The following is a 23398-nucleotide window of genomic DNA, read 5'->3' on the forward strand; positions in this document are numbered from 1 at the left end:
GGATCGACGCCTTACCGGCACGCCCGCGTGGTCGAAGCGAATGGACGAGCTCCGAGCGACGCACCTGCGATGAGACGACACCTTCGTCGCCGCGCCGCTTCATTTCGCGGTCCGTTCGACGAAGTGGTCGAGGAACGCGCGGACGCGCGTGGCCGCTCGGAGCTCGTCGAGGGTGAGGAGCCAGACGTCCCGCGAGAGCTCGGTGGCGACCGGACTGATGCGCACGAGCCGGGGATCGGAGTCGCCTTCGGTGCGAGCGAGGAAGTGGACGCCGATCCCGGAGGCGACGACCTCTCGGAGCGGCAGCGAGGTCATGTCGACCCAGAGCGCGACGCGCGCCTCGGGGGCATGCTTCGCGAGCCACGGTTCGAGCCACGAGGGGCCGAGCCGCTCGTCCCAGCTCAACCACGGCCACTTCGAGAGCGGCGCCTTCGCGCCGACGCGCCGGGCGAGGTGACGGCTCGCGTAGACGGCGAGCTCGACGCGCCCGATCTTGCGACCGACGAGGTTCGGGGGTGGCGCGCCGGTCATCCGCAGGGCGACGTCGGCTTCGCGGCGGGTGAGCGAGGCGTCCGCGTCGTTGCAGCTCAGCGTGAGCTCGACGCCGGGGAAGCGCTCGAGGAACGACGTGAACGCGGGCTCGTAGCGACGGAAGAGGATGTCCATCGTCGTCACGCGGAGCTTCCCCTCGAGCTTCGCGTCTCCGCCGAGGAGTCGCGCCTCGAGCTCGTGCATCTCCGCTTCGGTCCGCTCGGCGCTTCGGACGACGTGCGCGCCGGCGGCGGTCGGCGTGTAGCCGCCGTCGTCGACGGAGAACAACCGGCTCCCGACCCGCTCTTCGAGGGCGCGTATCCGTCGCGCGACGGTCGTGTGCGTCGTCATCAGCGTCGCCGCGGCGCCGCTGAGCGTCCGGCTGCGCGCCAGCGCGAGAACGAAGCGCAGGTCGTCCCAATTCATCAATGTGCATTCATGCACGTCAATAGCGAATAAACAACCATGTGATGAACGCTAACGAACGGTCATGCTCATCCAATGAACGAGTGGGTCGCGGGGAAGGTCGACGGTCTCGCGATCACGCGTCCGTTCCTCCTCGCCGCCGCGGCGATGATGGAGGTCCCGATCGCGATGACGCTCCTCGCGCGCGTCCTCTTCTTCGCGTCGATCGAGATCCCGACGACGCTCGCGATCGCCGTCCTCGCGTATCGCTGGCCGACAGCAGAGCAAGAGTGAAACCCTTGACCGGTCGTCGGCTGGACCCTTCGGCCGGGCTCTTCCATCGTCCGACGGGCTCGCTCATCGGCGCAGACATCGTGCTCAGCGCCTGCGCGCGGGACCACTGGAGCTGGCGCACGGCCGCGCGCCTCACGGGTTGCTACGACCGATCCGAACACCGCCGGACGTGCGATGGAAGACGAAGTCCAACGACGCCGCGGCGCGATCGATCGATCGCATGGCCGCCCTCCCATTGAAGCGTCTCCTCGTGGCCCACGCGGATCCGATCGAGGACCGTCCTTCCGAGAAGCTCCTCGACGCCTGGCGCTTCGTGCGCGCCGGGTGAGGGCGCGTGCTCCAAGTCCTGCGTCACCCACGCATGGCTTCGCGGATCTGCTCGGGCGTCATCTTCGCGATCACCTTGGTGAGGATCCAAAGGTGCCCGAACGGGTCCTGCACTCGCCCCTCGCGGTGGCCGTAGAACTGATCGCTCACCTCGAAGATCACGCGCCCGCCACCCGCCACCATCTTACGCGCCACTTCGTCGGGATCATCGACTTCGAGGTTCAAGATCACCGGGCTCCCGCCGAGCGAGGGCGGCGCGCAGTTGTTCCATTCGGGCGCCTCGTCGGTGAGCGCGATCACCGCGTTGCCGAGCGCGAGCGCGGCGTGCACCACGTGTCCCCGATCGTCGGCGTAGCGTTCGAGCTCGCGAGCCCCGAGCGTCGCGGTGTAGTAGGCAATGGCGCCGGCCGCGTCGCGAACGACGAGGCGCGGAGTGAGGAGCGGTCGTTCCGTCATGCTCCAAGCTTGACCGAAACGCGCCGCGCCTGATTGGAAGAAATCGACGAGCGCGAGCGCGGTCGCTCAGTCGTACGATGAGGAGATGGACGATTCTTCATGAGCGCTACGCGTTGATCGAGCGCCTACAGAAGATCGCCCCGTGACGCGGCGCGGATGCGGCGGCGGTGGACGTGACGATTGAACGGTGAGTACCTTGGCTTCGTGGCAACGAAGACCACTCCCGAACCACGCTCCTTTCTGGAGGCCGTCGCTCCCGCTGGGCGGCGCCGCGACGCGCTCGTGCTGCTCGATCTGATGCGTGAGGCGACGGGGCTCGAGCCGAGGATGAGCGGATCGTCGATCGTCGGTTTCGGTGAGTACGCCTACGAGTACGACAGCGGTCGCAAGGGCACGGCGCCAGCAGCAGCGTTCTCGCCGCGCAAGGCAGCGACCGTCGTCTACCTCCTCGACGGCATCGCCCACCACGAAGCCGCGCTGGAGAGGCTCGGGCCCCATACCACCGGTGTCGGCTGTCTCTACATCAAGGACGTCAGCAAGATCGACGTCCGCGTCCTCAAGGGGATCGTCCAAAAGTCCTTCACGAGGCTCACTGCCAAAACGTACGGCAAGCGCGCACGCGACGTAGAGACGAAGGCTCCGAAGAAGTCGACGACGACCCGTGCGACGCGCGGTGGTTCTGCTTCGGGGCCAATCGACGCCTATCTCGCGCGCATCGAGAACGCCGCCGCCCGCGCGACGCTCACACGACTCTGCGCGCAGCTTCGTGAGCTGCTTCCGACGGCGACGGAGACGATCAGCTACGACATGCCCGCCTTTCGCCTGCCGAACGGGAAGGTCGCCGCCGGATTCGCCTTCTTCGGCAGGAACTGCGGGTACTACCCGCACAGCGGTGGCGTCATCCCGAAGCTCGGCGCGCTGCTCGATGGGTACAAGACGACGAAAGGCGGCATCACGTTCCCGCCCGCCGCGCCGCTGCCAAAGAAGATCGTGAGCGCGCTCGTTCGCACACGGCTCGCCGAGATCACCGAGAAGGCCACGAAGCGAGCGAGCGCCGGTAAACCCAAGAAGCCGCGCGTCTTCGCGATCTCGTTCGCGAGCGTGTACCCGCTCTACGTGCAGAAGGCAGAGAAGAAAGGCCGGACCCAACAGGAGGTCGACGAGGTCATCGCCTGGCTCACCGGCTATCGCGGAAAGTCCCTCCAGCGCGCCATCGACGACGAGGTCGATCTCGAGGCATTCTTTGGAGCCGCGCCTCGCTGGAGCTCGAAGGCTGGTCTCATCACGGGCGTCGTCTGCGGAGTGCGCGTCGAGGCCGTCGCTGATCCGTTGATGCAGAAGATCCGCTACCTCGACAAGCTGGTCGACGAGCTCGCCAGGGGAAAGAAGATGGCCAGCATCCTGCGCCAGTAGTACCCGCGGTGGCCACCCCGAGGTCCGGCTGCATCTCGCGCGCGCTCAGCCGGCCATGCTCAGCCACCAACCCAACGTGCTGACGTCCGGCGCGCCCTCGAGCACCGCGCCTTCGTAGCCCATCGTGACCAACTGCATCGTGCGTCTCGACCATCCGAGGGTTTCGACGCCGACTCACGCTCGACGCCTTCGCTACGCTGCCGCACGTCGAGCTGGCGCTGTTCGATGTGGTTCGCGATGACGTCGACCAGGCGCTGTCCGTGTGCTCGCGCCACCCGTCTCGCTCGAGCCCATCGAGGTTCGCCAGGTGTGGCATCGCCGCTCCGACGTGGATGGCGCCGTCCGATTTCTTCGAGAGGTCGTACGCGACGCCGCGAAGAGCAGCGCTTCGTCGAGACGGCCCCCTTGAAGCCGAACTTGGTGGCGATGACCACGTCGTTGCGCACCGGTCCCAGGGCCTCACCGACGAGCAGGCGTCGCGGATCACGCGGATGCTCTGGGCGCGGTCCACGCCCGGACCTTGTGGCCGGGGTTGTTGCTCATGCAGCCGAAGCCGAGCTCCGACACCTCCAGGCGGCCCAGCTTGCGCGACTTCATGGTGTAGCTCTTGCCGGAGGGGTGGGGCCGAGCTCGTGGCTGCACGGCCGGTGGACGCGCTCGCGGCGCTCGCTCCCGCGCGCGTGGACGCGCCCGCTGCAAGCGGGGTGGCTGCCAGACCGTGCTCTCCATTCAGCGCCTCTTGAGCGCCGCCTTTTTCAGCTCACGCCCGTTCCACAACTCCCGGCGATATCTCTGCTACGGCTGTACTGAGATGAGAGGCACGTTCGGTCCGGTTTGTGGATCGGCTTCAAGCGAGGCGAACGAGTCTCCCTCTCTTGCGGAGACCCTTGTAGTCCCACTGTGTGCTCCTGGCCTTCTTCAGCCACCTCCTCACGTCGCGCTCGTCGATCTGCTCTGCGCTGGTGTACCTGATGGAGGCATCCTTGAACTTCCCGGTGCCAAGCCGTAGATGTTCTTCCTCGAAGCTGGCGCCGCTCCAGAACATCAATCGAATGCAGTCCTTCAGCTTGCTGTAGCCGACAATAGGGTTTCCATCGAGAAACCACACCGGATGAGCGTGCCAGATCTTGCGCTCGGCATCAGGCAGCCGACTGTCGATCAAGCGCGCCAGGTGATTGGCGATCTCTTCACGCTCCGCGCCCAGCGCCTGGTTGTACGCTCGAATTTCAGCGCTCATCGTGGCGCGTTCTCCCGATGGGATCGTCGCGGCAGCGCGGCCAGCGGCTCTCGAGCGCGTAGGGCGTGACCCAATCATGCCCCGAGCACCTCGGCGAGCTTGTTCAGCTCGCCCTTCCATCCGAGCGTGGCACGATTCGTCCACTCCTCTTCGTGCATTGCGTCGAACGTCAGCACGAGACGGACACCATCCGGGCTCGGATGGAACTCCACCACCGTGGCGACGTCATAGGGGTCGACGCCCGGAATGAAGTCGGCGAGATGGACATACGCCAGCCGGCGACGCGGCTGGACCTCGGAGTAGGTGATCCGCAGTTCCTGCGTCAGTGGCATGCCGGCCTGCGCCATGAACGCCACCTGGGCCGGCTCGACCGCGGTCATGGCGTAACGGAGCTCGCCGCCGGGGCGCAGATCGAGCGTCCGGACCGTGACGCGAAAGCCACCGGGGCCCCACCACGACTCGATCCCTTCCTTCGTTGCCCAGAGTTCCCACACCTCGTCGAGTGTCGCTCTGTACGTTCGCTCGATCGTGATTCGTCGCTTGACGACATCGGTACCAGACGCCCCCGTCTCCTTCTTCGTCATGAGTGCTTCTCCTTACGCCGGGTGACGCGCGTGCGCCGATCGAGCGCCTCGCCGAACGCGTCAAGACGCGCCTCCCAGAATGTCCGGTACCGGCTGATCCACGTGTCGAGCTCCCGAAAACGCTCTGGTCGTAGCGAGTAGAGTCGTTGCGATCCCAGCGGCCGCATCTGCACGAAGCCGGTCTCGTGGAGGATCCTGAGATGTCGCGAGACGCCCGACTGATGAATGTCGATCATCTCGACGAGGTCGTTGACCGCTCGCTCGCCGCCTAGAAGCACCTCGACGATGCGGCGTCGCTTGGGATCGGCCAGGGTCTGAAAGACGTCAATGTGCATGAGCGTGCATATGTATGCATGTTCATGTTTTCCGTGTCAAGCGCACGAGCACGTCGCCGCCCAACCGGGCAGCGGTCGCTGGCGAAGCGCGGCATGGAGGCTGGCGAGCCTTTGCCGTGCCCACGCACTGGAGGCGCTCCAACCGTCGGCGCGTGCGCCCGGCACGGGCCTGCTGCACGCGCCCGCGCCAAAGGTCCTGGCTCGGCTCGATCAGCGCCACGCGCGAACGTGGCGGCTCGTTCGACGCTCGTTGCGAGCTCGCGCCCCGTTGGTCAACAGTCCCGGCCCCGAAACGGCCCGCGCGGGACAGTTGATCATCGGGTACGTGTCCCGGCGTGGAGGGCCGATCCGTTAGCCGCTCGCAGCGCGCAGCGCGCTGCGCGAACCACGGCTCACGCGGGAACGTCTCACCGCTGACGTCGGGGTAGCTCGAGCCCTTCGCGAACTCCTGGCCGGTCGCGCGCCCGATCAGCCAGGCATCGCCCTGGAGCTGCTCATGCGCTCGGTCGTAGGGGCCGCCCGGCTTGGCGCCTTGCGGACGCCAGCGACTCGGGCGTGTGCGGCCGTCGATGCTGATGGCCATGTGGCAGATGACGTGGGGTTTCATCGTGGATGCCTCTTCTGTTCGATGCGCGCGGTCTTCGTGGCGCGAGTGCTGGCGTTTCTCGCTCGCCGCGGCGCTGCGGCCTTTGATGTCAGGCCGCCCCTCTTCTCGACGAGGAAGTCGCGGAGCGCGCGCACCTTCGAGGGCATCTCCCGAGACGGCACGTAGAGGTAGAACCCCGGAAACGGCGCGCACCACGGCTTCAGCACACGCTCGAGCCTGCCCTCGTCGAGGTGTCGCCTCACCACGAAGTCGATGTGTTGGATGAGCCCGAGCCCTTGGAGCGCGGCGCGCAGCATGCCTTCATCGTCGTTGGTGATGAGGTTGCCGCGCGGCTCCACGGTGAGCTCTCGCTTCGTGCGAACGTCCGTGAACTCCCACGCGAAGACCGAGCCGCCGCTGTTCCGGCGGTAGGCGATGCAGTTGTGCTGGGCCAAGTCGGTCGGCTTGCTTGGTCGGCCGTGGCGCGCGAAGTACGCGGGCGTCGCGACGACCGCCATCTCAAGCATCGGCGTGATGGGCACCGCCACCACGTGTTCGGCGAGGCGCTCGCCGATGCGGATGCCGGCGTCGCAGCCGTCGGCGATGATGTTGGAGATCCCGTCGTCCATCACGAGCTCGACCGTGAGCTTGGGATGACGCGCGAGGAACTCAGTGAGGTGCGGCTCGAGGAGCTCTCGCGCCGCCATGCGCGCGGTGTTGATGCGCACGAGCCCGGTCGGCTCGGTCGTCGCCTGGCCGAGCTCGCGCACCGCGTGGTCGAGCGACTGGAGCGCCGGCTGCAACTGGTCGAACAAGCGCTGGCCCGCTTCTGTGAGCGACATGCTCCGCGTCGTCCGGTACAAGAGCTGGACGCCGAGCTTCTTCTCGAGCGCCTTGAGGCTCTGCGAGAGCGCCGCGCGGGACACGCCGAGCTTCGCGGCAGCCTTCGTGAAGCTCCGATGAGCGGCGACGTGAGCGAAGCCGACGAGCGGCGGCAGCAGGGCGGGATCCATGCCGCGATTGTAAACTAAGGCTTACCTCTGCGTTCAAGACTGTTCCGTTGTGAGAGCAAGCGGGCTGCGTATTGTAGTGGCGTCCGTCCACCCAAGCCCGAGGAGCTCGTCATGAAGAAGGTGAATTTCCCGAACTACAACGCTCAAGGCATCACCATCGCCGCCCACCTCCACCTTCCCCCCAACTTCGACGAAGGCAAGAAGTACGCGGCTGTTGTCGTCTCGCATCCCGGCGGTGGAGTGAAGGAGCAGGCCGCGGGCCTCTACGCCAAGAAGCTGGCCGAGCAGGGGCTCATCGCGATCGCCTTCGACCGCTCCTACCAGGGCGAGAGTACCGGCGAGCCGCGCCAGCTCGAGAACCCCTACGTCAGCACCGAAGACGTGAGCGCCGTCATCGATTACCTCACCACGCTGCCCTACGTGGACAACGACAAGATCGGCGCCATGGGCGTCTGCGCCGGCGGTGGCTACAGCGCCAACGCCGCCATCAACGACCGTCGCATCAAGGCGCTCGCCACCGTGAGCGCGGTGAACATCGGCCAGATGTTCCGCAACGGCTGGGAGAACACCGTCAAGGACGCCGATGCGCTGCCCTACATCGAGGCCGGCTCGAACGCGCGCACGGCCGACGCCAGCAGCAAGAGCATGGCCACCATCCCGCTCGCCCCGCTGAAGGAGGAGGACGCGCCCAACACCGAGCTGCGCGGCGCGTGGGAGTATTACCACACGCCCCGTTGCCAGCACCCGAACGCCCCCGGCTTCACCCTCGCGCGCAACCTCACGCAGATCATTACCTACGATGCCTACAACAAGGCCGAAGCGTTCCTGACCCAGCCCATCCTGTCCATCGCGGGCAGCAAAGCGGGCAGCAAGTGGATGAGCGACGATCTCCTCGCCCGCGCCGCCAGCAAGGACAAGACTCTGCACCTCGTCGAGGGTGCGGACCACATGGATCTGTACGACGTGCAGAAGTACGTCGACGAGGCCATCTCGAAGCTGGCGCCGTTCTTCTCCAGCAAGCTGTAGCCGTCTCCGGCGTCAGCACACCGGTAGCGAAGGTCCGGATCCGAAGACGGGTTCGATTCGCTCCTCCCGACGCCCCCGCGTGTCGAGAGTCTCAAGACTCTCGACGTTCCCCTGAAGGAAAAGGAAATGAAATCCGTAAAAATCCAAAACCCCGATATGGCCTGGCCCATCGCTGCCAGCATTCAGTTCCCGCCCAGCTTCGATGAGGCGAAGACCTATCCGACCATCGTCAGCGTCCATCCGTTCGGAAGTTGCAAGGAGCAGACGTCGGGCAACGTCTATGGCAAGGCGCTTTCCGAGCAGGGTTTTGTCGTCATCGCCTACGACGCCAGCTTTCAGGGTGAGTCCGGCGGCAGCCCGCGTTGGATCGAGGATCCGACCCAGCGGGTCGAAGACATCAGCCGCGTCATCGACTATGCGGTGACGCTGCCTTATGTCGACGCCCATCGCATCGGCGCCATCGGCGTCTGCGGCGGCGGTGGGTATGCGGTGAACGCGACGCTGACCGAGAAGCGCATCAAGGCCGTGGTCAGCATCACCGGCGTCAACATCGGCCGGCTGTTCCGTGAGGGCTTCAGCACCTACAACCCGATCGGCGCACTCGACGCGATGGCCGCGCAGCGCACGAAGGAGGCGCGCGGCGGCGAGCTTCAGGTCAACGAGCTCTTGCCCGCCAGCCCGGACGTCGCCAAGGCGAACGGCCTGACGGAACGGGACGTCTTCGAGGCGACGGACTACTACAAGACGCCGCGCGGCCAGAAGGAGGGCGGCGCGACGCGCATGCTCTTCTCCCACGCGCAGAAGACGCTCGCCTGGGACGCCTTCGCCTTCGCCGAAACGCTGTTGACCCAGCCGATCATGGTGGTGATCGGTCAGAAGGTCGGGGCTTTTGGCGCCTACCGCGACGGCCTGGAAATCTACGGCCGCGCCACCGCCTCGAAGGATCGCCAGCTCGTCTCCCTGGAGGATTGGTCGCACTACGACCTCTACGACAAGCCGGAGCCGGTGAAGCTGTCGCTCGAGAAGCTGGTGCCATTCTTCAAGAAGCATCTCTGAGAGAGAACGACGCCGAAGGAATCGACGAGAGCCATGAAGAAGGTATTGATCCTCGGAGCGGGCGGGCAGATCGCGCGCTGGGCGATCCAGATGCTCGCCGAACGCGACGACGTTTCTCTCACCCTGTTTCTGCGACAGGCACGCCGGCTGAAGAGCAAGGTACCGAGCAACGCGCGCGTGCTCGAGGGAGATGTCCTCGACCGCGCGCAGCTCGACACGGCGATGACCGGCCAGGACATCGTCTACGCGAACCTGACCGGCGATGACATCGACGCGCAGGCGAAGAGCATCATCGCGTCGATGAAGAAGGCAAACGTTCAACGACTCGTCTTCGTGACGTCGCTCGGCCTCTACGACGAGGTGCCTGGTAGGTTCGGCGCGTGGAACACGCGGAACATCGGCGCGTACTTGCCGCCGTTCCGCCGCGCGGCGGATGCGATCGAGGAGTCGGGGCTCGACTACACGGTACTGCGCCCCGCATGGCTGAGCGACGACGACGAGATCGACTACGAGACCACGGCGCGGAGCGAGCCCTTCAAGGGCACGGAAGTGTCGCGCAAGAGCGTGGCCGACCTCGTGGTGAAGGTCATCGACGCGCCCGAGCGCTGGGTGCGGGAGAACCTCGGCGTCAACAAGCCCAACACCGACGGCGACAAGCCGTCCTTCATGTAAATCGAGCGAGCACGAACATGTACGCGGTACGAACCTTTCGACTACGGCATGTCGCCTCGTGGACGTGGCGCGAGACGACCGACTGGCTGCCGCTCGTTCCGCGAGCCTGAGCGTGATGCCGATGACCTGGCCCAAGTCGAAGAGGAGACGTCGGATGCTTGCAGCAGCCCTAGCAGCGGTGGTGCTCGGCGCGGTGGCGTTCGTCGTGATGGCCGTGAAAGATCGGACGTACGTCGGGAGCCCCGCGTATGCGCCGAGCGGCGAGCCCAATCGCGCGGTGGCAGTCGTCTACTACTCGCGCTCCGGACACTCGGAAGCGGTGGCGCGAGAGATCGCGCGCACCTTCAACGCGTTCATCGCTCGCATCGAAGCCACCGACTACCCGCTCGATTTCTCGGGCCAGACCAAGGCCGTGTCCGACGCCGAGGCGCGCGCGCTCCCTGCGATCACCGTCGAGCCCATCGACCTCGCGCCGGCGCAGCGTGTCTACCTCGTTTCGCCGACGTGGCTGTTCCGTCCCGCGCCGCCGCTGTGGGCCTTCGTGGAACAGGCCGACCTGGCGGGCAAGGAGGTCGTCCTGGTGATGACGGGAAACAGCCGCTACAAACAGGAGAACATCGACGCCTTCGCAGAGCGCGTCGCGGCGCGCGGCGGGAGGCTCGTGCGGCACGTGTTCCTCCAGCGCGGACGCATCTACTGGCAGATGAGCCGCGATGAGCTGCTGCGCGAGACGCGCGCGCAGATTGACGCCACTCCGTAGAGTATGGACGCGCTCTTCTGTTAACTGCGCCTCCACCCCGTGTTGGTGGTGGAGGAAGAATGGCTCCGGGACCGGGCCGCGTCGGCGAGGTTCCGTGCACCGTCGAGCCGAGAAGCCACGAAAGTGCGGAAGCCCGCGGAGGAACGCGGCGTGCGGAGTCGAACGCGGGCCTCGGCGCGAGGTTCGCCGTGTACGTCGGCGTCGCGCTCGCGCATCGGCGTTCGGAGAGGGACCCGAGAACCGGAGGGCCGCCCCGCATGATCAACAGGTGTCGAGCGGCCTCCGGCTGGATCCCAAGAGGCCCCAGCGAAGCTTCACGGCGCGGCTCCAGCCCCGACCACCCGGTACGCCTGCTGCGGGTGTGCGGGATTGTCGGGGTAGCGGCGCTCGAGCTTGCCCTCGGTGACCAGCAGCCAGAGGTGCTTGCGCGAAAGGTTGGCGGCGTCCTTCAGACCGAGGACCGCTACCAGCTCCCGCGGTGTCCACCAGCGCAGAGCGCAGAGGTCGAGGAGCACCTTTCGGAGCCGAGGCGCGGCAGGCTTCGGGCCGAGCCTCGTGAGCTCGAGCCGGAGGTCGTCGGGCAGCGCAGCGATCAGCGAGGTGACGTCCGGCGCCGACCCCTGCGTACCTGGCTCGAGCCCCTGTGCATCCGGGTCGAACCCCTGCGTATCCGGCCTCGACCCCTGCGTATCCTTGGCCAGGAGCCCCTGCGCACCCGTTTCCAGCCCCTGCGCATCGACCGGGAGCTGCGCCTTCAGCCCGAGCTCGTAGTAGCTGTTCGGCCCCGCCGCGTGCAGGGCGAGCAACTCGCGGTCCCGCAGCCTGCGGAGGAGCGCGCTCGCCCCCAGCGTGTCGAGGCCCGAGATGGCGCGCAGGCGAGCGTTGTCGAGGCGGCCTGCACGGTGGGCTTCGAGCAGCGCGCGGAACTCGACGTCGGTTAGCTCCGCGTCGCCGAGGCGTGCGACGAAGGATTTGTCGTCAGCGGTGAGCGTCGCCGTGTTGCGAAGCGTGACGCGGAACAGGTGGTCGCGCGGGTCGAGCACGGGCGCCGGGAGGAAGAAGCCCTCCATCTCGGCGAACATGCGCGGGATGCCCTCACCCTGGTCGCGCACGATGCCGAGGTCGACGAGCACGCGTACGGTGCGCGGGTTGCGGCTGACGTGGATGCGGTGGAGCGCGAGCAGTTCCTCGAGGTTCACGTCGGGTAGCAGCCCGCCGGGGCTCACGACCTCGAGGCGATCGTCGAAGAACCAGATCTCCGTCGTGCGCCCCTCGACGTTGTAGTCGCGGTGGGCAGCGGCGTTGACGATCGCCTCCTTCCACGAGAACTCCGGGTACTCGGACACGGTGCGGAAGCGGTGGCCGACGAGGCGCGCGGGCCTTCGCAGGATGCCTTCGATCGCTGAGAAGCACTCCTCGATGACGGTCGGCAGGTTGCCCTCGAAGCGCGGGCGCTCCTCGACGTTGTGCTCGGTGCCGACCTTGCGCTCGGTGCCGACGACGCGGAAGAGGCGAAAGCCGGCGTTCGGGTGATCGAGTCCGTTCTTCGCGAAGAGGAGCTCCGCGGCCTCGCGCAGCACGAGGTCGCGCCCACGGTGGTCCGCGAGCTTGCGCTTGAGCAGGTACTCCTCGTCGGTCAGCGCGATGAGGCCCGCGCCGCGGCGCGCGCGCTCGAGAAGCGCGGGGTCGAGGTCGGCGAGACGCAGGTGTGAAGGGCGACTCTCCCAGCTCTCGACGAGCCCTCGGAACTTGAGCTTCTGGATGTGCGACTCGGAGACCTGCATGGTCTTGTCGCCGATGCGCAGGGGGAACCCGTCACCCTCGACTCGCACGGGCACATCGCAGGTCGGCACGTCGAAGACGATGAGCGAGTGCCCGTCGTGCTGGAGCACGAAGCCCTGCGGCTGCGGCGGATGCAGGCGAACCCTCGGCACGTCGAGCAGCGCCGCGAGGGCGTCGGGCGGGAGCTGGTGGCCCGTGACGCGGTGGTCGTCCTCGATGCCGAGGATGAGCACGCCGCCCTCGGCGTTGGCGAAGCCCGCGACCTGCTCGGCCACTTGGTCGCGCACCTTGCGGCGGTCACGCGGGCGCTTCTTGCCCTCCTCGCCCTCGAACATCGACTTTCGGTCGAAGTGCTGGCCTTCGTCGCGACCGAGGAAGGGCGTAAGGTCGAAGGTGGGGGCGATCGTCACGGCTCACTCCGATCGATGTCGATGAGCGTTGGTCCACCTTCGGCATACTCATCGAGCATGCGCTTCACGAAGCCCTTGATGGCTACTCCGTCGAGAACGTAGGCCCCCGACAGGCGCAGAGCGGGATGGTGCGGGCGATCGAAGCCGGCGCTCAGAATTCGCTTCTCGCCGAGGACAGCCCAACACATCGTGAGCTGTTCTCGATGCTGCAACTCCTGCAGCGCGTCCGCCCGCAGAAGCAACGTGCTCGGGCCGGGCGCGCTTGCCGTAGGATCAAGCGCCACGACCTGCCCCGACGACGTCGCGAACTCCGTACCGCGCCCCGTCGAGTGCAGCCCAAGCTTCGTCATCACCTCCTCGGCAGGCAGCCGAACCGTGTAGCCGTCGTCCACCGAACAGTCGAAGCCGCTGGACTCGTTGAGATACTCGACTGCGACTTGCCGAAGCCGCACCGGGCAGCCTTGCCCCGGCTGCGTCCAACCGTCATCGCCATAGTACGCACTCTGGAAGTAGCGAGATGCGGGAGCCCACCCATGCTCACCGAGAAACATCCCGGTGACGTGAGGAGGGTCCGGCATCCAGCGCCCCATGAAGTCGACCGTCTCGGCCCACTTCAGGAAGGCGTCCGCGTCCGACGTTCGAATCAGGTAGGCGTTCGCGATGTACCAGAGTTCGCCCCGCGCCACGTCAATTGGGCGCTGATCCGGTGGCGCTTCCTCCTTCCAGTTGAAGTAGCCGTGCCCGTTCAGCCAGTGCGACCCATCTGCAGGGTTCACACAAACGAGCAGGTCCTCGACCTTCGGTAGATCGTCGACCTTCGCAACCCAGTCCTTCGGGCTCGCTCCATGACCCCATGCGGCATAGGGAGCAGCCCCCCACCAAGCGGGCGTGTGTCCGTCCCATGAAGTGCCGCCAGGAAGAGCACGCAGCGTGCATGAGGGATCAATGTCGCGCAGGTGGTTCTGCCACGGGCCCTGGTAGCACTGGTCGCCGTCCTCGCGGAACTCTTCCCGATACTGGAAGTGGTCGGAGAGGAACGCCATCATCTCGTGGTAGGCAATCCACTGGTACTTCTTGCCCATGCGTTCGGGCTTGGACGCCGCACGGCCGTCGCTGCGCACGACGAAGCGATCGAAATGTCCGAAGCGTTCGACAGTCCAACCGAGATCGAAGACGCGCTTGAGGATGTAGCGTTGCACTTGGCCGAGATCGAAGCGTGGTGGTCGGCTAGCCGTGTGCTGGTTCTCTTTGGCGTCCCTGATCGCGCTCAAGCGCGCCGCGTGTTCCGCAGAAAGGCTCGCTTCAAGCGCGCGCTCGGCCTCGTCCCTGGCCTTCCCGAGTGAAACGAGCTCGGGCGGGCAATCCTTCTCAAGTTCCGCTTCGAGCGTCTCCTGATTCGATAGGTCGAGCGCAGGTTGACCGTCGGCCCCCTCTCGCTGATCTAACCACGCGCGTACGAACTCCGAAGAAGCCGCCGCATGGGCGCGGTCCGCCACATCGAAGGCCTGCCATGCTGACAGCTCATCGTCGGAGAAGTTGGCGACAAGCGCGGTCAACTTCTCGGCAGGACTCGGAGGCGGCGCCCACGGTGGCTCGTCCAGTCGGAGCGAAAGATACTCGCGAGATCCTGCGGACGAGTTCGTGCCGATGATGTAGCGCGCGAAGTCACCGAAGTCCGTGACCGACGTTCCGATGACATTACGACTCCACTCGAGATCCCTGCTGTCGTGAGAGCCCTTCGACCAATCTGGAAGCAGCGGCTTGACGTCCTCCTCAGACGGGATGGTCGGCCACTCGCTCTTGTACGGAGGACGAATGAGCGCTGCGTCGAACTCGATCGTCGAGCCGAGATGCAGAGCGCGCTCCACGACGCCACGCGCGTAGTCGCGCAAGAGGACGTGCGGCGGCGGGCTCCCGGATGCGAACACGCGGCTATAGACGGACGCGGCGAGCCGACCGACAGCGTCCGCATCCGCGCTTCGCATCGCGACCCCATAGGCGACGGCGTAGACGCGCTCCGTGACGTACGGGTCATCGACATCCGCGAAGCGGTCGACCAACCGGACCATGCCTGCGAGTCGCCCCGTGTAGAGGTTGACGAGCGCCTTCGTCGCCCGGTCGCGTAGGAACCGGTGAGAGGTCGTGAGCATCCACGCGAGGGCGATGCCACAGAGGTCGACCGCCTCGTCGGCAATGCCCACGTCGCTGCCAAGCGCCCACGCCCAGTCCACGAGTCGATCGACCGCGCCGTGACCTCCCCAGGCGCTGTAGAGGTAGGTGCTCCACCATGCGTCTCGATCCGCCATCGCGTCTTCGCGCAACCGCCGGTCAAGGAAGTTCGCGTTGAGCGGGTGACCGGGAACGGTCGCGACGGTGAGCAAGATCTCCAGCGTCTCGTGCAGGTCCTGATCGCTCCCGCAGAGATCGTTGAGCACTTCCTGGGTGGCCTCCGAGAAGGCCGCGTTGTTTCGCCAGATGAGGCTTTGGCGAAACGCCTCGTCGGCTCCCCAACGAGTCGCCAGCTTCGGAGCGAACTTCAGCAACTCGGAATCAGTTCGTTCGGCAACCTGTATGAACAAGGCCTCAAGTAGGCCCGGTGTGACGTGTTCGTCGGCGGTCACGGCTGCGAGCGCGCCATCTTCCGAGAACGCGGAGCTCCAGTCGTGTGGCGCCGGCACGTTGTCGAGGAGAGCCTTCGCTACCAGATGATCGGCAAGGCGCTCATAGGCGACGTACACAACATCTCGCCGCGCCCCTTCGCGAAGAGGTGTATCTTCGGCAAGAACACCCTCAACGATCAGACCTCGAAACAGCGAGCGCTCGAACTCGCGGTTCGGAAGGAGAGCGTCGACGACACGCGACGCCTGCTCCAAGGGCAACCATCGTTCGCCTGCGTTGACCAGCGCTGCAGCGAACGCATCCACGGCCTGACGCACGAGGGGTGTGCGAGCGTTGTAGCCAAGTTGCTCTGCGAGTCGCGTGTTGATCGCGTCGAGGTAGAGGTTGAAGACGGCCGAGATGCCGTGGAAGCCTCGTGGCAAACGCCGATGTCCTTCCGCGTGCAGTCCTCGGCACAGTGTCTTCAGGAACAGCGGGTTCTGGAACTCGGGTGCGAGGAGCGGCGTCGACGGAAGCTCCAAACCGTAGTGGATGAAGAATGTCTTGGTGGCGTCGTACTCGTGCCCATGAAAGCCGTGATGTGTCACGAGCAACGCCCTGTTTCGCACCTCTTCAGGGATGACCGCGTCCTCGTATGAACTGCGCACCGACAGCACGACGCCAAGCCAGGGGGACCTCTCGACCTGAGCCAAGAATGCAGCCAAGTGGCTCGGCCAGATCGCGCGCCCAGTCCCTTCGTTGATCGCGTCGATGACGATGAGCGCTCGATCACCACTTGCCTGCGCTGCTGCCTCCAGCGCTCCAATGAAATCCTCCGCAGCTAGCCCCGCCAGATCGAGGTGCTGCATGACCTGGGACCAGGGCGCGTCGTTGCTGACGAAGCGCTGTCCCATCAGCAAGACCGTTGGTTGGTGAGCCTCGATGCGTCGCCTCACCACGTCACAGAGGAGATGCGTCTTGCCCGTACCTGCACTTCCTCTCAGGACGAACGCGGTGCTTCCAGCCAACTCGTCGGCGCGGCGCAACGACTCGGTCGCTTCGCGCAACGCCCGCTCTAGGCGTCGAACGGAGTAGCCGCGCTCTCGGAATGGGTTCGTCCGATACTGGCCGTGGCCGCTTCCATCCTTGGGCAGTTGCTCGTCATGCTCCCTGGCGCGCTTCTCGAGGTGCGCGGAAAGGGCCTGCAGCGGCGTGCTGGTCGCTTCGATCTTCTCGATGACCGGGGTGAAGGGCAGCGGCCCCGCCGCAACGTGCGAGAGCGCGCCAAATGCGTCCAACACGGTTTGGACGACATTCGAGACGCTCGCTGTCATCGTCGCAGCTTCGGCGTCCACGACTGGGTGCTCCGAGTAGCGAGCCGCCTGTAGGCCCTCTCTCACGGGTATGGCCAACCTCTTGATCCGGTTGAAGAACGTCTGCGTTCTTCCGAAGGCATCAAGGTCTTCTGCAATCGGCAGCTCGACATGGACCTCGGGCGTGTACCGTGGGCCCGCTGCCCTTATGGCCTCGTCGAGCCGCGCGGTGAACCAGGCTCCGTCGAAGCCTCGCTTGTCGAACCAAAAGCGAACCCGTCCAACGTTCTCGGTTCGAGCGAGGCGTTCCAGCATCTCGCTGCTACCCCACCAGACGAACTCGATGGTTCGATTCTTCGCCTGGGCCCACCCGTGCCACTTCGCAACGTGCTCGTCCCAGCGGTCCTTCGCAGACTTCCGCCCATCGATGCGCCCATCAGGCAAATCAAGCGGGACGCAAACGTGGTATCGAACCAAGCGTGGGTGCTTCTCGATCGCGGCCTCGATGGAGTGGTCCATCTGCTGCCACTGCGAATCACCGAGGGTGTCGAAGTATTTCGATTGCCAGCCCCATTCCGTCCCATCAGCAAGGACCGCGTAGCACTCGACGCCCGCATCCGGCGTTCCCTTCCGAACGAACTGCGCCCCAGCAGGAGCCTCAGCACGAGCAAGCTGCGAACAGAGTTCCTCGAAGCCCTTCTCTCGTCCACCGTTGAGCGGTCGAATCGCGGTCCAGTCGAGAGTGATGCCGCTCATGACGCGCCCCTCCCGCAGTTCAAGCGCGGCATCCCACGCTGCTCTTCGAGCTCGCGCCAGCCCGGCACGTGGGCGCTCATGAGCGCCTTGAAGAGGCGCCCGTGCGTCGGCACGCGCAGGTGCAGCAGCTCGTGGGCGATGACGAAGTCCTGGAAGCGCGGGTCCTGGTCGACGAGATCGCTCGCCAGCGTGACGGTGCCTGCCGACGAGCACGAGCCCCACTTCCGCCGCATGTCCTGCACGCGGATTACCCTAGGGTTCACACGCAGCTTCACTGCCCAAGCCAAGGCTCGGCGTCGAAGCTCCTGCGTGGGGTAGAGGGAGGTCTTCATCATCGGCTACTCGGCAAGGAGCGTGGCGACGACCACGTCGACGACGCGCGAGCGCTCGTCCTTCTGGAGCGCGAGCAGGGGACGGTAGAGGCCGGCGCGAAGGCGGCGCTGCTCGTCGGCGTTCACCACCGCGTTGGGGAATCGAGCCAGGAGCGCTTCGGCCTCCTTGGCGAGGTCCATCGGCGAGATGCCCGACTCCTTCAGCGCCGCGTCTTCACGCAGGACCCAGAACACCGAGAACGCGCGCGTCGTGAGGCCACTCTCCTTGGCGGACTTCATCGCCGCTTCCTTTTCGGCGGCGAGCGCTGCGAGGAGGTCCATCGCTGCGAGACCGTCGATCTTGCGGGACTCGAGGTCCTTTAGGATGCGATCGGCGCGGTCCTTCAACGGGTTGAGCACCGGCGCCGCGCTCGGGTCGTCGTCCATCTCCTTCTGGAGCCCGCGCACCAAGTTGAAGACCTTGCCCTCGTCGGAGCCGTCCTCGCCCTTCAGCGACTCGAGCGTCCTCACGTCGAACGTGATGCTCTTCGTGAGGCGGCCGAGCCCCGTCTGCGTCGCGTTCTCCTCGATGAGGCGCCGCGTCTTGTACGCGAGATCCGCAACAAACCCGACCTTGTCCGAGTAGGCGTTGCGCACTGCTGCGTAGAGCTGGGCCAGGCCCTTGAACGTCCTGATGTGGTCGCGCAGCTCTGGCGCCGGGGAGAGGATCTCCCAGAGGTTCTCGATCTCCTTGTACGCCTCGAAGAACACCTTGCGTACGGCCGGGTCGAGGAACTTGCCGTAGACGATCTTCTCGAGCCGCTCGTCTGCGCTGCCGCCTTCGCCGGCATCGAGGTACTCGGTCGCCGCCTTGGTGATCTTCGCCGTGAAGTCGCCCATCAGGACGTCGAGATCCTCGATCACCCCGCTGACGTCGGAAGAGTCGAAGCGCAGCGCCTTCTTCAGCTCGCGCAGCACGCCGACGAAATCGATGACGAGGCCGATGCGCTTCTGCACGCCCTCGGCGTCGACGTAGGGCCGGTTCACGCGAGCGATGGCCTGCAGGAGCACGTGGTCCCGCATGGGCTTGTCCAGGTACATGCAGTACAAGAGCGGCGCGTCGTACCCGGTCAGCAGCTTGTCCGTAACGATGAGGATCTTCGGGTCCTTGTCGGCCTTCTTGAAGAGGAGCCGCACGTCCTCCTCGCGCTCCTCGCTGAGCTGGAGCTTGGCGACGAGCGGCCGGTCGATCGCGTCGGAGGCGTTCTCCGTGTAGACCGCCTCCGTCCACTCGGGCGGCAGGATTTTGTCGAAGGCGCGCTTGTACTTCGCGCACGCCTCCCGGCTCACAGCGACGACGAACGCCTTGTAATGAAGCGGGAGGACGTTCTCCTTGAAGTGCTCCGCGATGAAGGCCGCGACCTTCTCGATGCGGTCGTCGGCGGCGAGGAACGTGCGCAGGCCCACCGCGCGGTCGAGGACCTTGTTCAGCTCCTCGATGTCGGTGATGCCCTCGGCGGCGGCGAGGTCGAAGAACTCCTTGTCGAGAAGGTCGACGGGCGCGGCCATCTCGCTCGGCGCCATCACGTGCTTGATGGGCAGCGTCGTCTCGTCGGCGATCGACTCGGCGATGGAGTACTTGTCGAGGTAGCCGACCTCGTCCTGCGTGCCGAAAATCTTGAACGTGCCTTCGCCCTGCGCGTTGCGCGCGATGGGCGTGCCTGTGAAGCCGATGATCGTCGCGTTCGGGACGGCGGCCATGAGGTACGTACCGAGGTCCTTGGCGACCGAGCGGTGCGCCTCGTCGATGAAGACGTAGACGTTGTCACGCAGGCAACTGTCCTTACGGATCTCCTCGAACTTGTGGATCATCGCGACGATCAGGCCGCGAAAGTCGGAGTCGAGCAGGCGCTGCAGCTCGGCCTTGGTGTTCGCGCGCTTGGTCGCGATGTCCTGCCTCTGCATCTCGCCGAGCAGGCGCTCTACCCAGCCCTTGAGCTGGCCCTCGAGCTCGGTGCGGTCGACGACGAGGAGCACCGTCGCGTTCTTGAAGCGCTCCTTGTCCTCGAGGATGAGCCGCGCCGAGGTGAGCAGGGTGAAGGTCTTGCCCGAGCCCTGCGTGTGCCAGACGAGCGCGCGCGTCTTCGTCGGGTCGGCGCAGCGGTCGACGATGGCGTTGATCGCGCGCTGCTGATGCTGGCGTAGCACCGACTTTCGTGTCTCGCTGTCCTGAACGTAGAAGAGAATCCAGTGCTGCAACGTGCGCAGGAAGTCGGTGCGCTCGAAGAAGGCCTGGACCGCGAAGCGGTAGCTCTCCTCGCGCGTCTGCTTCCAGCGCGCCATGTCGCGCCGGTTCGCGTTCCAAGTGACGCCGTACCAATAGTCGAGCAGGTGCGTGACGTTGAAGAGCTGCGGGCACCCGATCAGCTCGGGCGTCTCGAGCTCGTAGCGACGGAGCTGCTTCACCGCGCGCTCGATGGCGTCGCCGTCCTTCGGGTTCTTGTGCTCGACGATGCAGACGGGCACGCCGTTGACGACGAACATCACGTCCGCGCGGTTACCCTTCGGGCGCCCGGCGGGCTTGAGCGTCCACTCCCATGTGACATGGAACGAGTTCGCGCTGGTGTTCTCGAAATCGACGAGCTTCACCGCGCGGTGGCGCTTCTCCTCCTCGTCGTACCACTGCCGCTCGCCGCGCAGCCACCCGAGCATGTCGCGGTTGCCCTCGATGGTCGGCGGGATCGCGTCGAGCGTCTCGATGACGGAGCGGATCGCGTCGGAGGACATCCACGGGTTGAACGCCGCGAGCTTCGTGGCCAGCTCGTTGCGGAAGAGCATCCCGGCGTCGCCGCCGCGCTTCTCCTTCGCGACCTCGGGCGTGAGCGGTGTCCAGCCGATCTCGACAGCGTGCTTCACCATCGGGAACTGCACGGTGCCGGCCTCGCTGATCTTGAGCGTGCTCACGAGCTAACCCTTGGCGAGAGACTCGCAAGCGCGAGCCGCGAAACCGGAACCTCGCCAGAAGTCAGTTGTTGAAGCAGGACCGAAGATAGCTTCGTCAGCACATCTGCCTTCTTCCTGAGGAGAGTAAGCTCCTGGTCGACGTCGCGGAGCACGTGCGCGATCTGAACTTGCTCCTCGATGGTCGGAGGAATCTGAATCGTCTTCTCCTTGAGAATCGTGAAGTGCCTGTTGTAGCCACGACTTGGCAGGTCGATCGCCCTGCACGCGTAGTAGAAATACAGAGGATCGATGCCCGCCTTGGGCCGAAGAAGCTGCGTGCCGTCGGCACCTCGGACAAACGGGAAATCAACGAACTTGAAAACGCGAGTGTGATCTCCGAACACGATCACCGGCAGCGGCGCCGAGATGACTCCTTCGGGGTTGTCCGTCCAGCCAGCAATGAGATCTTGCCCTTGATCGACGATCGGATACGCCCCTTCGGCGCGATAGTCCTTCGTCTGAAGCTTGACCCCTGTAGGCAGCGAAACGCGTTCGAGGCATTGCTCGACGGTAGGGGAGTTCCAGCTAGATGCGGTCACGTAGCCACCCCCATCTTCAGCGGCGCCAACAGGGTGGATAGACGAGCGGAGTGTGCGATTTCCTCGGCAGTGAGCGACTCGTACTCGGCGAGTAGAGCCTCGACCGAGCCAACGTCCGCAGTTTCAGACACGCCAACATGAGTGCTCGGATTCAGGTTGTAGTCGGCGTCGGCAGCTTGAGAGGCATCGATTACGGCGAGTTCGCCGTCGACAGGCTCTCCTTTGAGAAATGCCTGCGCCCAGTAGCGTACATCGTCGTCGTCCTTGTTTAGCCGGCTGGGATCTCGCTCATAGGGCAGGTAGTTCTTCGGCTTGCCCTTCCTAAAGTGGCGACTCGCGTTGAGCAGGACGATGCGCCCCTTGCGCGCCGCAGGCTTTCGCTTGGAGAGCACCACAATCACTCCGGGGGCGGGAGTGTTGTAGAAGAGATTGTCAGGCAGCAAAATGACACCGTCGATCAAGTCGCGGTCGACGAACCACTTGCGGATGTTCCGCTCCTTGTCCTCGTTCTTCGAGCCGGATCCGCGAGTCATCGCCCCAGTGTCGAGGACGACGGCGGCGCGCCCCTTCTCGTTCAAGCACGCGAGCGTGTGCTGCAGCCATGCCCAGTCACCCTTGGCTGTCGTGATGCCGCCCGTCGTTCGGAATCGGTCGAAGGGATCGTTCGCGAAGACGTCGGGTGCGAACGGCTGGTTCCACATCGGGTTCGCGACCACGACGTCGTGCGATCGGATCTTGCCCTCAGGCGTGCGGAACTTCGGGTTGATCATCGTGTCGCCGCGTGCGAGCTCGATCTGCATGTCGTGAATGATCGCGTTCATCTGCGCGACGGCGTAGCTCTCGGCCTGCAGCTCCTGGCCCGTGAGCTTGAGCGGCACCTTGCTCGTAGGGTCGAGCTCGCGCGCGACGAGCTGAAGCTTCACGAGCAGGCCCGCCGAGCCGCAAGCGTAGTCGTGGCAGTCCTCGCCAGGCTTCGGCCGCATGATATGGGCCATGAGGAAGCCCACCTCGGTCGGCGTGAAGAACTCGCCCGCGCTCTGTCCCGAGCCCTCGGCGAACTTCCTGAGCAGGTACTCGTAGGCGCGGCCGAGGAAGTCCGGCTGCACGTCGGCGAGACCGAGGCGATAGCGCGGATCCGAGAACGTCTCCACAACACCACGTAGCTTCGCGGGATTGATGTCGCGCTCTCCGTTGCGTTCGGCGGCGAAGTCGACGACGTCGATGACGCCCGAGAGCGAGGGGTTCTGCTTCACGACAGCGCGTACGGCCTTCGTGAGGTGCTCCCCGATGTCGCGCGGCTTGTCCTTGGCGGGCCAGTCAAAGGCCTCGCGCCCGCTGATCACGCCCCAGCGCGCTTCGGCCGGCAGGTAGAAGCGCAGGAGCGAGTGATCCCCCTCGGCGATCTCGAGCGCGGTCTCGCGGTCGCCGTACTCCTCCGCAAGTCGGTCTATCTCGTCGTCAAAGACGTCCGAGAGGCGCTTCAAGAACAAGAGCGGGAGCAGGTAGTCCTTAAACTTCGCAGCGTCCTTCTCACCACGGATCGAGCACGCTGCATCCCACAGCATCTGCTCCATCGGCTTGGTGGTGGGGACGGCAGCCGATGCCTTGCCGCGTCGACGCCTCGTCACTTCCGCAGCGGCGGCGGGCGATTCGGAGGCCTCCGCGTCCTCTGCACCGTCGATTCCGGCCTCCTGCGCGAGCGCGGCGATGACCTCGCGGGCGGCCTTCTGCGGCTTGCTCGAACCGCCTTCCCACCGGTTCACGGTGGCGAAGGACACCCCGAGGCGCTCCGCGAGCTGCTCCTGGGTGAGGTTCAGCCTGGCGCGGATCGACCTCAGGGTCGCGGTCAGGGCGGTCGCATCTGTCATGTTTGCTATAATTGCGATATCGCATTTCGCTGTCAAGAGGGGATCAGGCTGCTCTCCTGCGCAGTACGCAGCCTCTGTGGGGTGGACCAGGCCTTGACGGGTGGTCAGGTCGTGCGCACCCAG

The 23398-nt window shown here is 65.6% G+C and carries 19 protein-coding genes and 2 pseudogenes; 8 read left to right on the plus strand and 13 right to left on the minus strand.

Features of this window, described 5'->3' with window-relative positions; translation table 11 throughout:
- Positions 1 to 99 precede the first annotated feature (99 nt).
- Positions 100 to 957 carry a LysR family transcriptional regulator gene (locus KF837_35180; GenBank protein ID MBX3232624.1) on the minus strand — a complete coding sequence of 286 codons (858 nt, stop codon included), beginning with the start codon at positions 955 to 957 and terminating at the stop codon, positions 100 to 102.
- Between the two features lie 75 nt (positions 958 to 1032).
- Between KF837_35180 and KF837_35185 the strand changes: the two genes are divergently transcribed.
- Positions 1033 to 1230: a hypothetical protein gene (locus KF837_35185; protein ID MBX3232625.1), complete on the plus strand. Its 198-nt coding sequence runs from the start codon at positions 1033 to 1035 to the stop codon at positions 1228 to 1230.
- 169 nt (positions 1231 to 1399) lie between these two features.
- Entirely contained in the window at positions 1400 to 1558 is a 159-nt protein-coding gene (locus KF837_35190) for a hypothetical protein (GenBank protein ID MBX3232626.1), read from the plus strand.
- Between the two features lie 23 nt (positions 1559 to 1581).
- Here KF837_35190 and KF837_35195 read toward each other — a convergent pair whose 3' ends face one another.
- On the minus strand, positions 1582 to 2013 hold the full coding sequence (locus KF837_35195; protein MBX3232627.1) for a VOC family protein: 432 nt from the start codon (positions 2011 to 2013) through the stop codon (positions 1582 to 1584).
- A 297-nt stretch (positions 2014 to 2310) separates the two neighbouring features.
- Between KF837_35195 and KF837_35200 the strand changes: the two are divergent.
- Positions 2311 to 2637 (plus strand): annotated as a pseudogene (locus KF837_35200) (DUF1801 domain-containing protein).
- Between the two features lie 462 nt (positions 2638 to 3099).
- The gene (locus tag KF837_35205) at positions 3100 to 3426 is read left to right on the plus strand and encodes a DUF2200 domain-containing protein (protein MBX3232628.1); all 327 of its coding nucleotides are present in this window, start codon (positions 3100 to 3102) and stop codon (positions 3424 to 3426) included.
- A 404-nt stretch (positions 3427 to 3830) separates the two neighbouring features.
- Here KF837_35205 and KF837_35210 read toward each other — a convergent pair.
- The 5 genes and pseudogenes from KF837_35210 to KF837_35230 form a co-directional block, all read right to left on the minus strand.
- Positions 3831 to 4068, minus strand: a pseudogene (locus tag KF837_35210) (aldo/keto reductase).
- A 205-nt stretch (positions 4069 to 4273) separates the two neighbouring features.
- Complete coding sequence (locus tag KF837_35215; protein ID MBX3232629.1) at positions 4274 to 4663, minus strand: DUF1801 domain-containing protein; 390 nt, start codon at positions 4661 to 4663, stop codon at positions 4274 to 4276.
- A gap of 74 nt (positions 4664 to 4737) precedes the next feature.
- Entirely contained in the window at positions 4738 to 5247 is a 510-nt protein-coding gene (locus tag KF837_35220; protein ID MBX3232630.1) for an SRPBCC domain-containing protein, read from the minus strand.
- Positions 5244 to 5582 carry a winged helix-turn-helix transcriptional regulator gene (locus tag KF837_35225; GenBank protein ID MBX3232631.1) on the minus strand — a complete coding sequence of 113 codons (339 nt, stop codon included), beginning with the start codon at positions 5580 to 5582 and terminating at the stop codon, positions 5244 to 5246. Before KF837_35225 ends, KF837_35220 begins: the two co-directional genes overlap by 4 nt.
- A gap of 603 nt (positions 5583 to 6185) precedes the next feature.
- Complete coding sequence (locus KF837_35230) at positions 6186 to 7181, minus strand: LysR family transcriptional regulator (GenBank protein ID MBX3232632.1); 996 nt, start codon at positions 7179 to 7181, stop codon at positions 6186 to 6188.
- A gap of 111 nt (positions 7182 to 7292) precedes the next feature.
- Here KF837_35230 and KF837_35235 point away from each other — a divergent pair, with 111 nt between their 5' ends.
- From KF837_35235 to KF837_35250, 4 genes are all read left to right on the plus strand, one after another.
- A complete protein-coding gene (locus KF837_35235; protein MBX3232633.1) occupies positions 7293 to 8207 on the plus strand; it encodes an alpha/beta hydrolase in 915 nt (304 codons plus the stop codon).
- A gap of 126 nt (positions 8208 to 8333) precedes the next feature.
- Positions 8334 to 9263: an alpha/beta hydrolase gene (locus KF837_35240; GenBank protein ID MBX3232634.1), complete on the plus strand. Its 930-nt coding sequence runs from the start codon at positions 8334 to 8336 to the stop codon at positions 9261 to 9263.
- 33 nt (positions 9264 to 9296) lie between these two features.
- Positions 9297 to 9935, plus strand: a complete 639-nt coding sequence (locus tag KF837_35245; protein ID MBX3232635.1) for an SDR family oxidoreductase — start codon at positions 9297 to 9299, stop codon at positions 9933 to 9935.
- Positions 9936 to 10089: 154 nt separating this feature from the next.
- The gene (locus KF837_35250) at positions 10090 to 10695 is read left to right on the plus strand and encodes a hypothetical protein (GenBank protein MBX3232636.1); all 606 of its coding nucleotides are present in this window, start codon (positions 10090 to 10092) and stop codon (positions 10693 to 10695) included.
- A gap of 314 nt (positions 10696 to 11009) precedes the next feature.
- Here the strand turns inward: KF837_35250 and KF837_35255 are convergent, their stop codons facing one another.
- Genes KF837_35255 through KF837_35280 form a run of 6 tightly spaced genes read right to left on the minus strand, consistent with a single transcriptional unit; the run spans position 11010 to position 23275 of the window.
- A complete protein-coding gene (locus tag KF837_35255; protein MBX3232637.1) occupies positions 11010 to 12887 on the minus strand; it encodes a putative DNA binding domain-containing protein in 1878 nt (625 codons plus the stop codon).
- Positions 12884 to 17554: a hypothetical protein gene (locus KF837_35260; GenBank protein ID MBX3232638.1), complete on the minus strand. Its 4671-nt coding sequence runs from the start codon at positions 17552 to 17554 to the stop codon at positions 12884 to 12886. The genes KF837_35255 and KF837_35260 overlap by 4 nt, the downstream gene beginning before the upstream one ends.
- Positions 17551 to 17886: a M48 family metallopeptidase gene (locus KF837_35265; protein ID MBX3232639.1), complete on the minus strand. Its 336-nt coding sequence runs from the start codon at positions 17884 to 17886 to the stop codon at positions 17551 to 17553. Before KF837_35265 ends, KF837_35260 begins: the two co-directional genes overlap by 4 nt.
- 6 nt (positions 17887 to 17892) lie before the next feature.
- Positions 17893 to 20829 carry an HsdR family type I site-specific deoxyribonuclease gene (locus KF837_35270; protein MBX3232640.1) on the minus strand — a complete coding sequence of 979 codons (2937 nt, stop codon included), beginning with the start codon at positions 20827 to 20829 and terminating at the stop codon, positions 17893 to 17895.
- On the minus strand, positions 20826 to 21407 hold the full coding sequence (locus KF837_35275) for a restriction endonuclease subunit S (protein ID MBX3232641.1): 582 nt from the start codon (positions 21405 to 21407) through the stop codon (positions 20826 to 20828). The genes KF837_35270 and KF837_35275 overlap by 4 nt, the downstream gene beginning before the upstream one ends.
- Positions 21404 to 23275 carry an N-6 DNA methylase gene (locus KF837_35280; GenBank protein MBX3232642.1) on the minus strand — a complete coding sequence of 624 codons (1872 nt, stop codon included), beginning with the start codon at positions 23273 to 23275 and terminating at the stop codon, positions 21404 to 21406. Before KF837_35280 ends, KF837_35275 begins: the two co-directional genes overlap by 4 nt.
- Positions 23276 to 23398 lie beyond the last annotated feature (123 nt).

The sequence above is a fragment of the Labilithrix sp. genome, assembly GCA_019637155.1.
Lineage (GTDB): Bacteria > Myxococcota_A > Polyangia > Polyangiales > Polyangiaceae > Labilithrix.

What these genes read in the sequence shown, in the direction of transcription:
- KF837_35180 (MBX3232624.1), bottom strand. Translation starts at nt 957, where the DNA reads ATGAATTGGGACGACCTGCGCTTCGTTCTCGCGCTGGCGCGCAGCCGG.
- KF837_35185 (MBX3232625.1), top strand. Translation starts at nt 1,033, where the DNA reads ATGAACGAGTGGGTCGCGGGGAAGGTCGACGGTCTCGCGATCACGCGT.
- KF837_35195 (MBX3232627.1), bottom strand. Translation starts at nt 2,013, where the DNA reads ATGACGGAACGACCGCTCCTCACTCCGCGCCTCGTCGTTCGCGACGCG.
- KF837_35215 (MBX3232629.1), bottom strand. Translation starts at nt 4,663, where the DNA reads ATGAGCGCTGAAATTCGAGCGTACAACCAGGCGCTGGGCGCGGAGCGT.
- KF837_35220 (MBX3232630.1), bottom strand. Translation starts at nt 5,247, where the DNA reads ATGACGAAGAAGGAGACGGGGGCGTCTGGTACCGATGTCGTCAAGCGA.
- KF837_35225 (MBX3232631.1), bottom strand. Translation starts at nt 5,582, where the DNA reads ATGCACATTGACGTCTTTCAGACCCTGGCCGATCCCAAGCGACGCCGC.
- KF837_35230 (MBX3232632.1), bottom strand. Translation starts at nt 7,181, where the DNA reads ATGGATCCCGCCCTGCTGCCGCCGCTCGTCGGCTTCGCTCACGTCGCC.
- KF837_35235 (MBX3232633.1), top strand. Translation starts at nt 7,293, where the DNA reads ATGAAGAAGGTGAATTTCCCGAACTACAACGCTCAAGGCATCACCATC.
- KF837_35240 (MBX3232634.1), top strand. Translation starts at nt 8,334, where the DNA reads ATGAAATCCGTAAAAATCCAAAACCCCGATATGGCCTGGCCCATCGCT.
- KF837_35245 (MBX3232635.1), top strand. Translation starts at nt 9,297, where the DNA reads ATGAAGAAGGTATTGATCCTCGGAGCGGGCGGGCAGATCGCGCGCTGG.
- KF837_35250 (MBX3232636.1), top strand. Translation starts at nt 10,090, where the DNA reads ATGCTTGCAGCAGCCCTAGCAGCGGTGGTGCTCGGCGCGGTGGCGTTC.
- KF837_35260 (MBX3232638.1), bottom strand. Translation starts at nt 17,554, where the DNA reads ATGAGCGGCATCACTCTCGACTGGACCGCGATTCGACCGCTCAACGGT.
- KF837_35265 (MBX3232639.1), bottom strand. Translation starts at nt 17,886, where the DNA reads ATGAAGACCTCCCTCTACCCCACGCAGGAGCTTCGACGCCGAGCCTTG.
- KF837_35280 (MBX3232642.1), bottom strand. Translation starts at nt 23,275, where the DNA reads ATGACAGATGCGACCGCCCTGACCGCGACCCTGAGGTCGATCCGCGCC.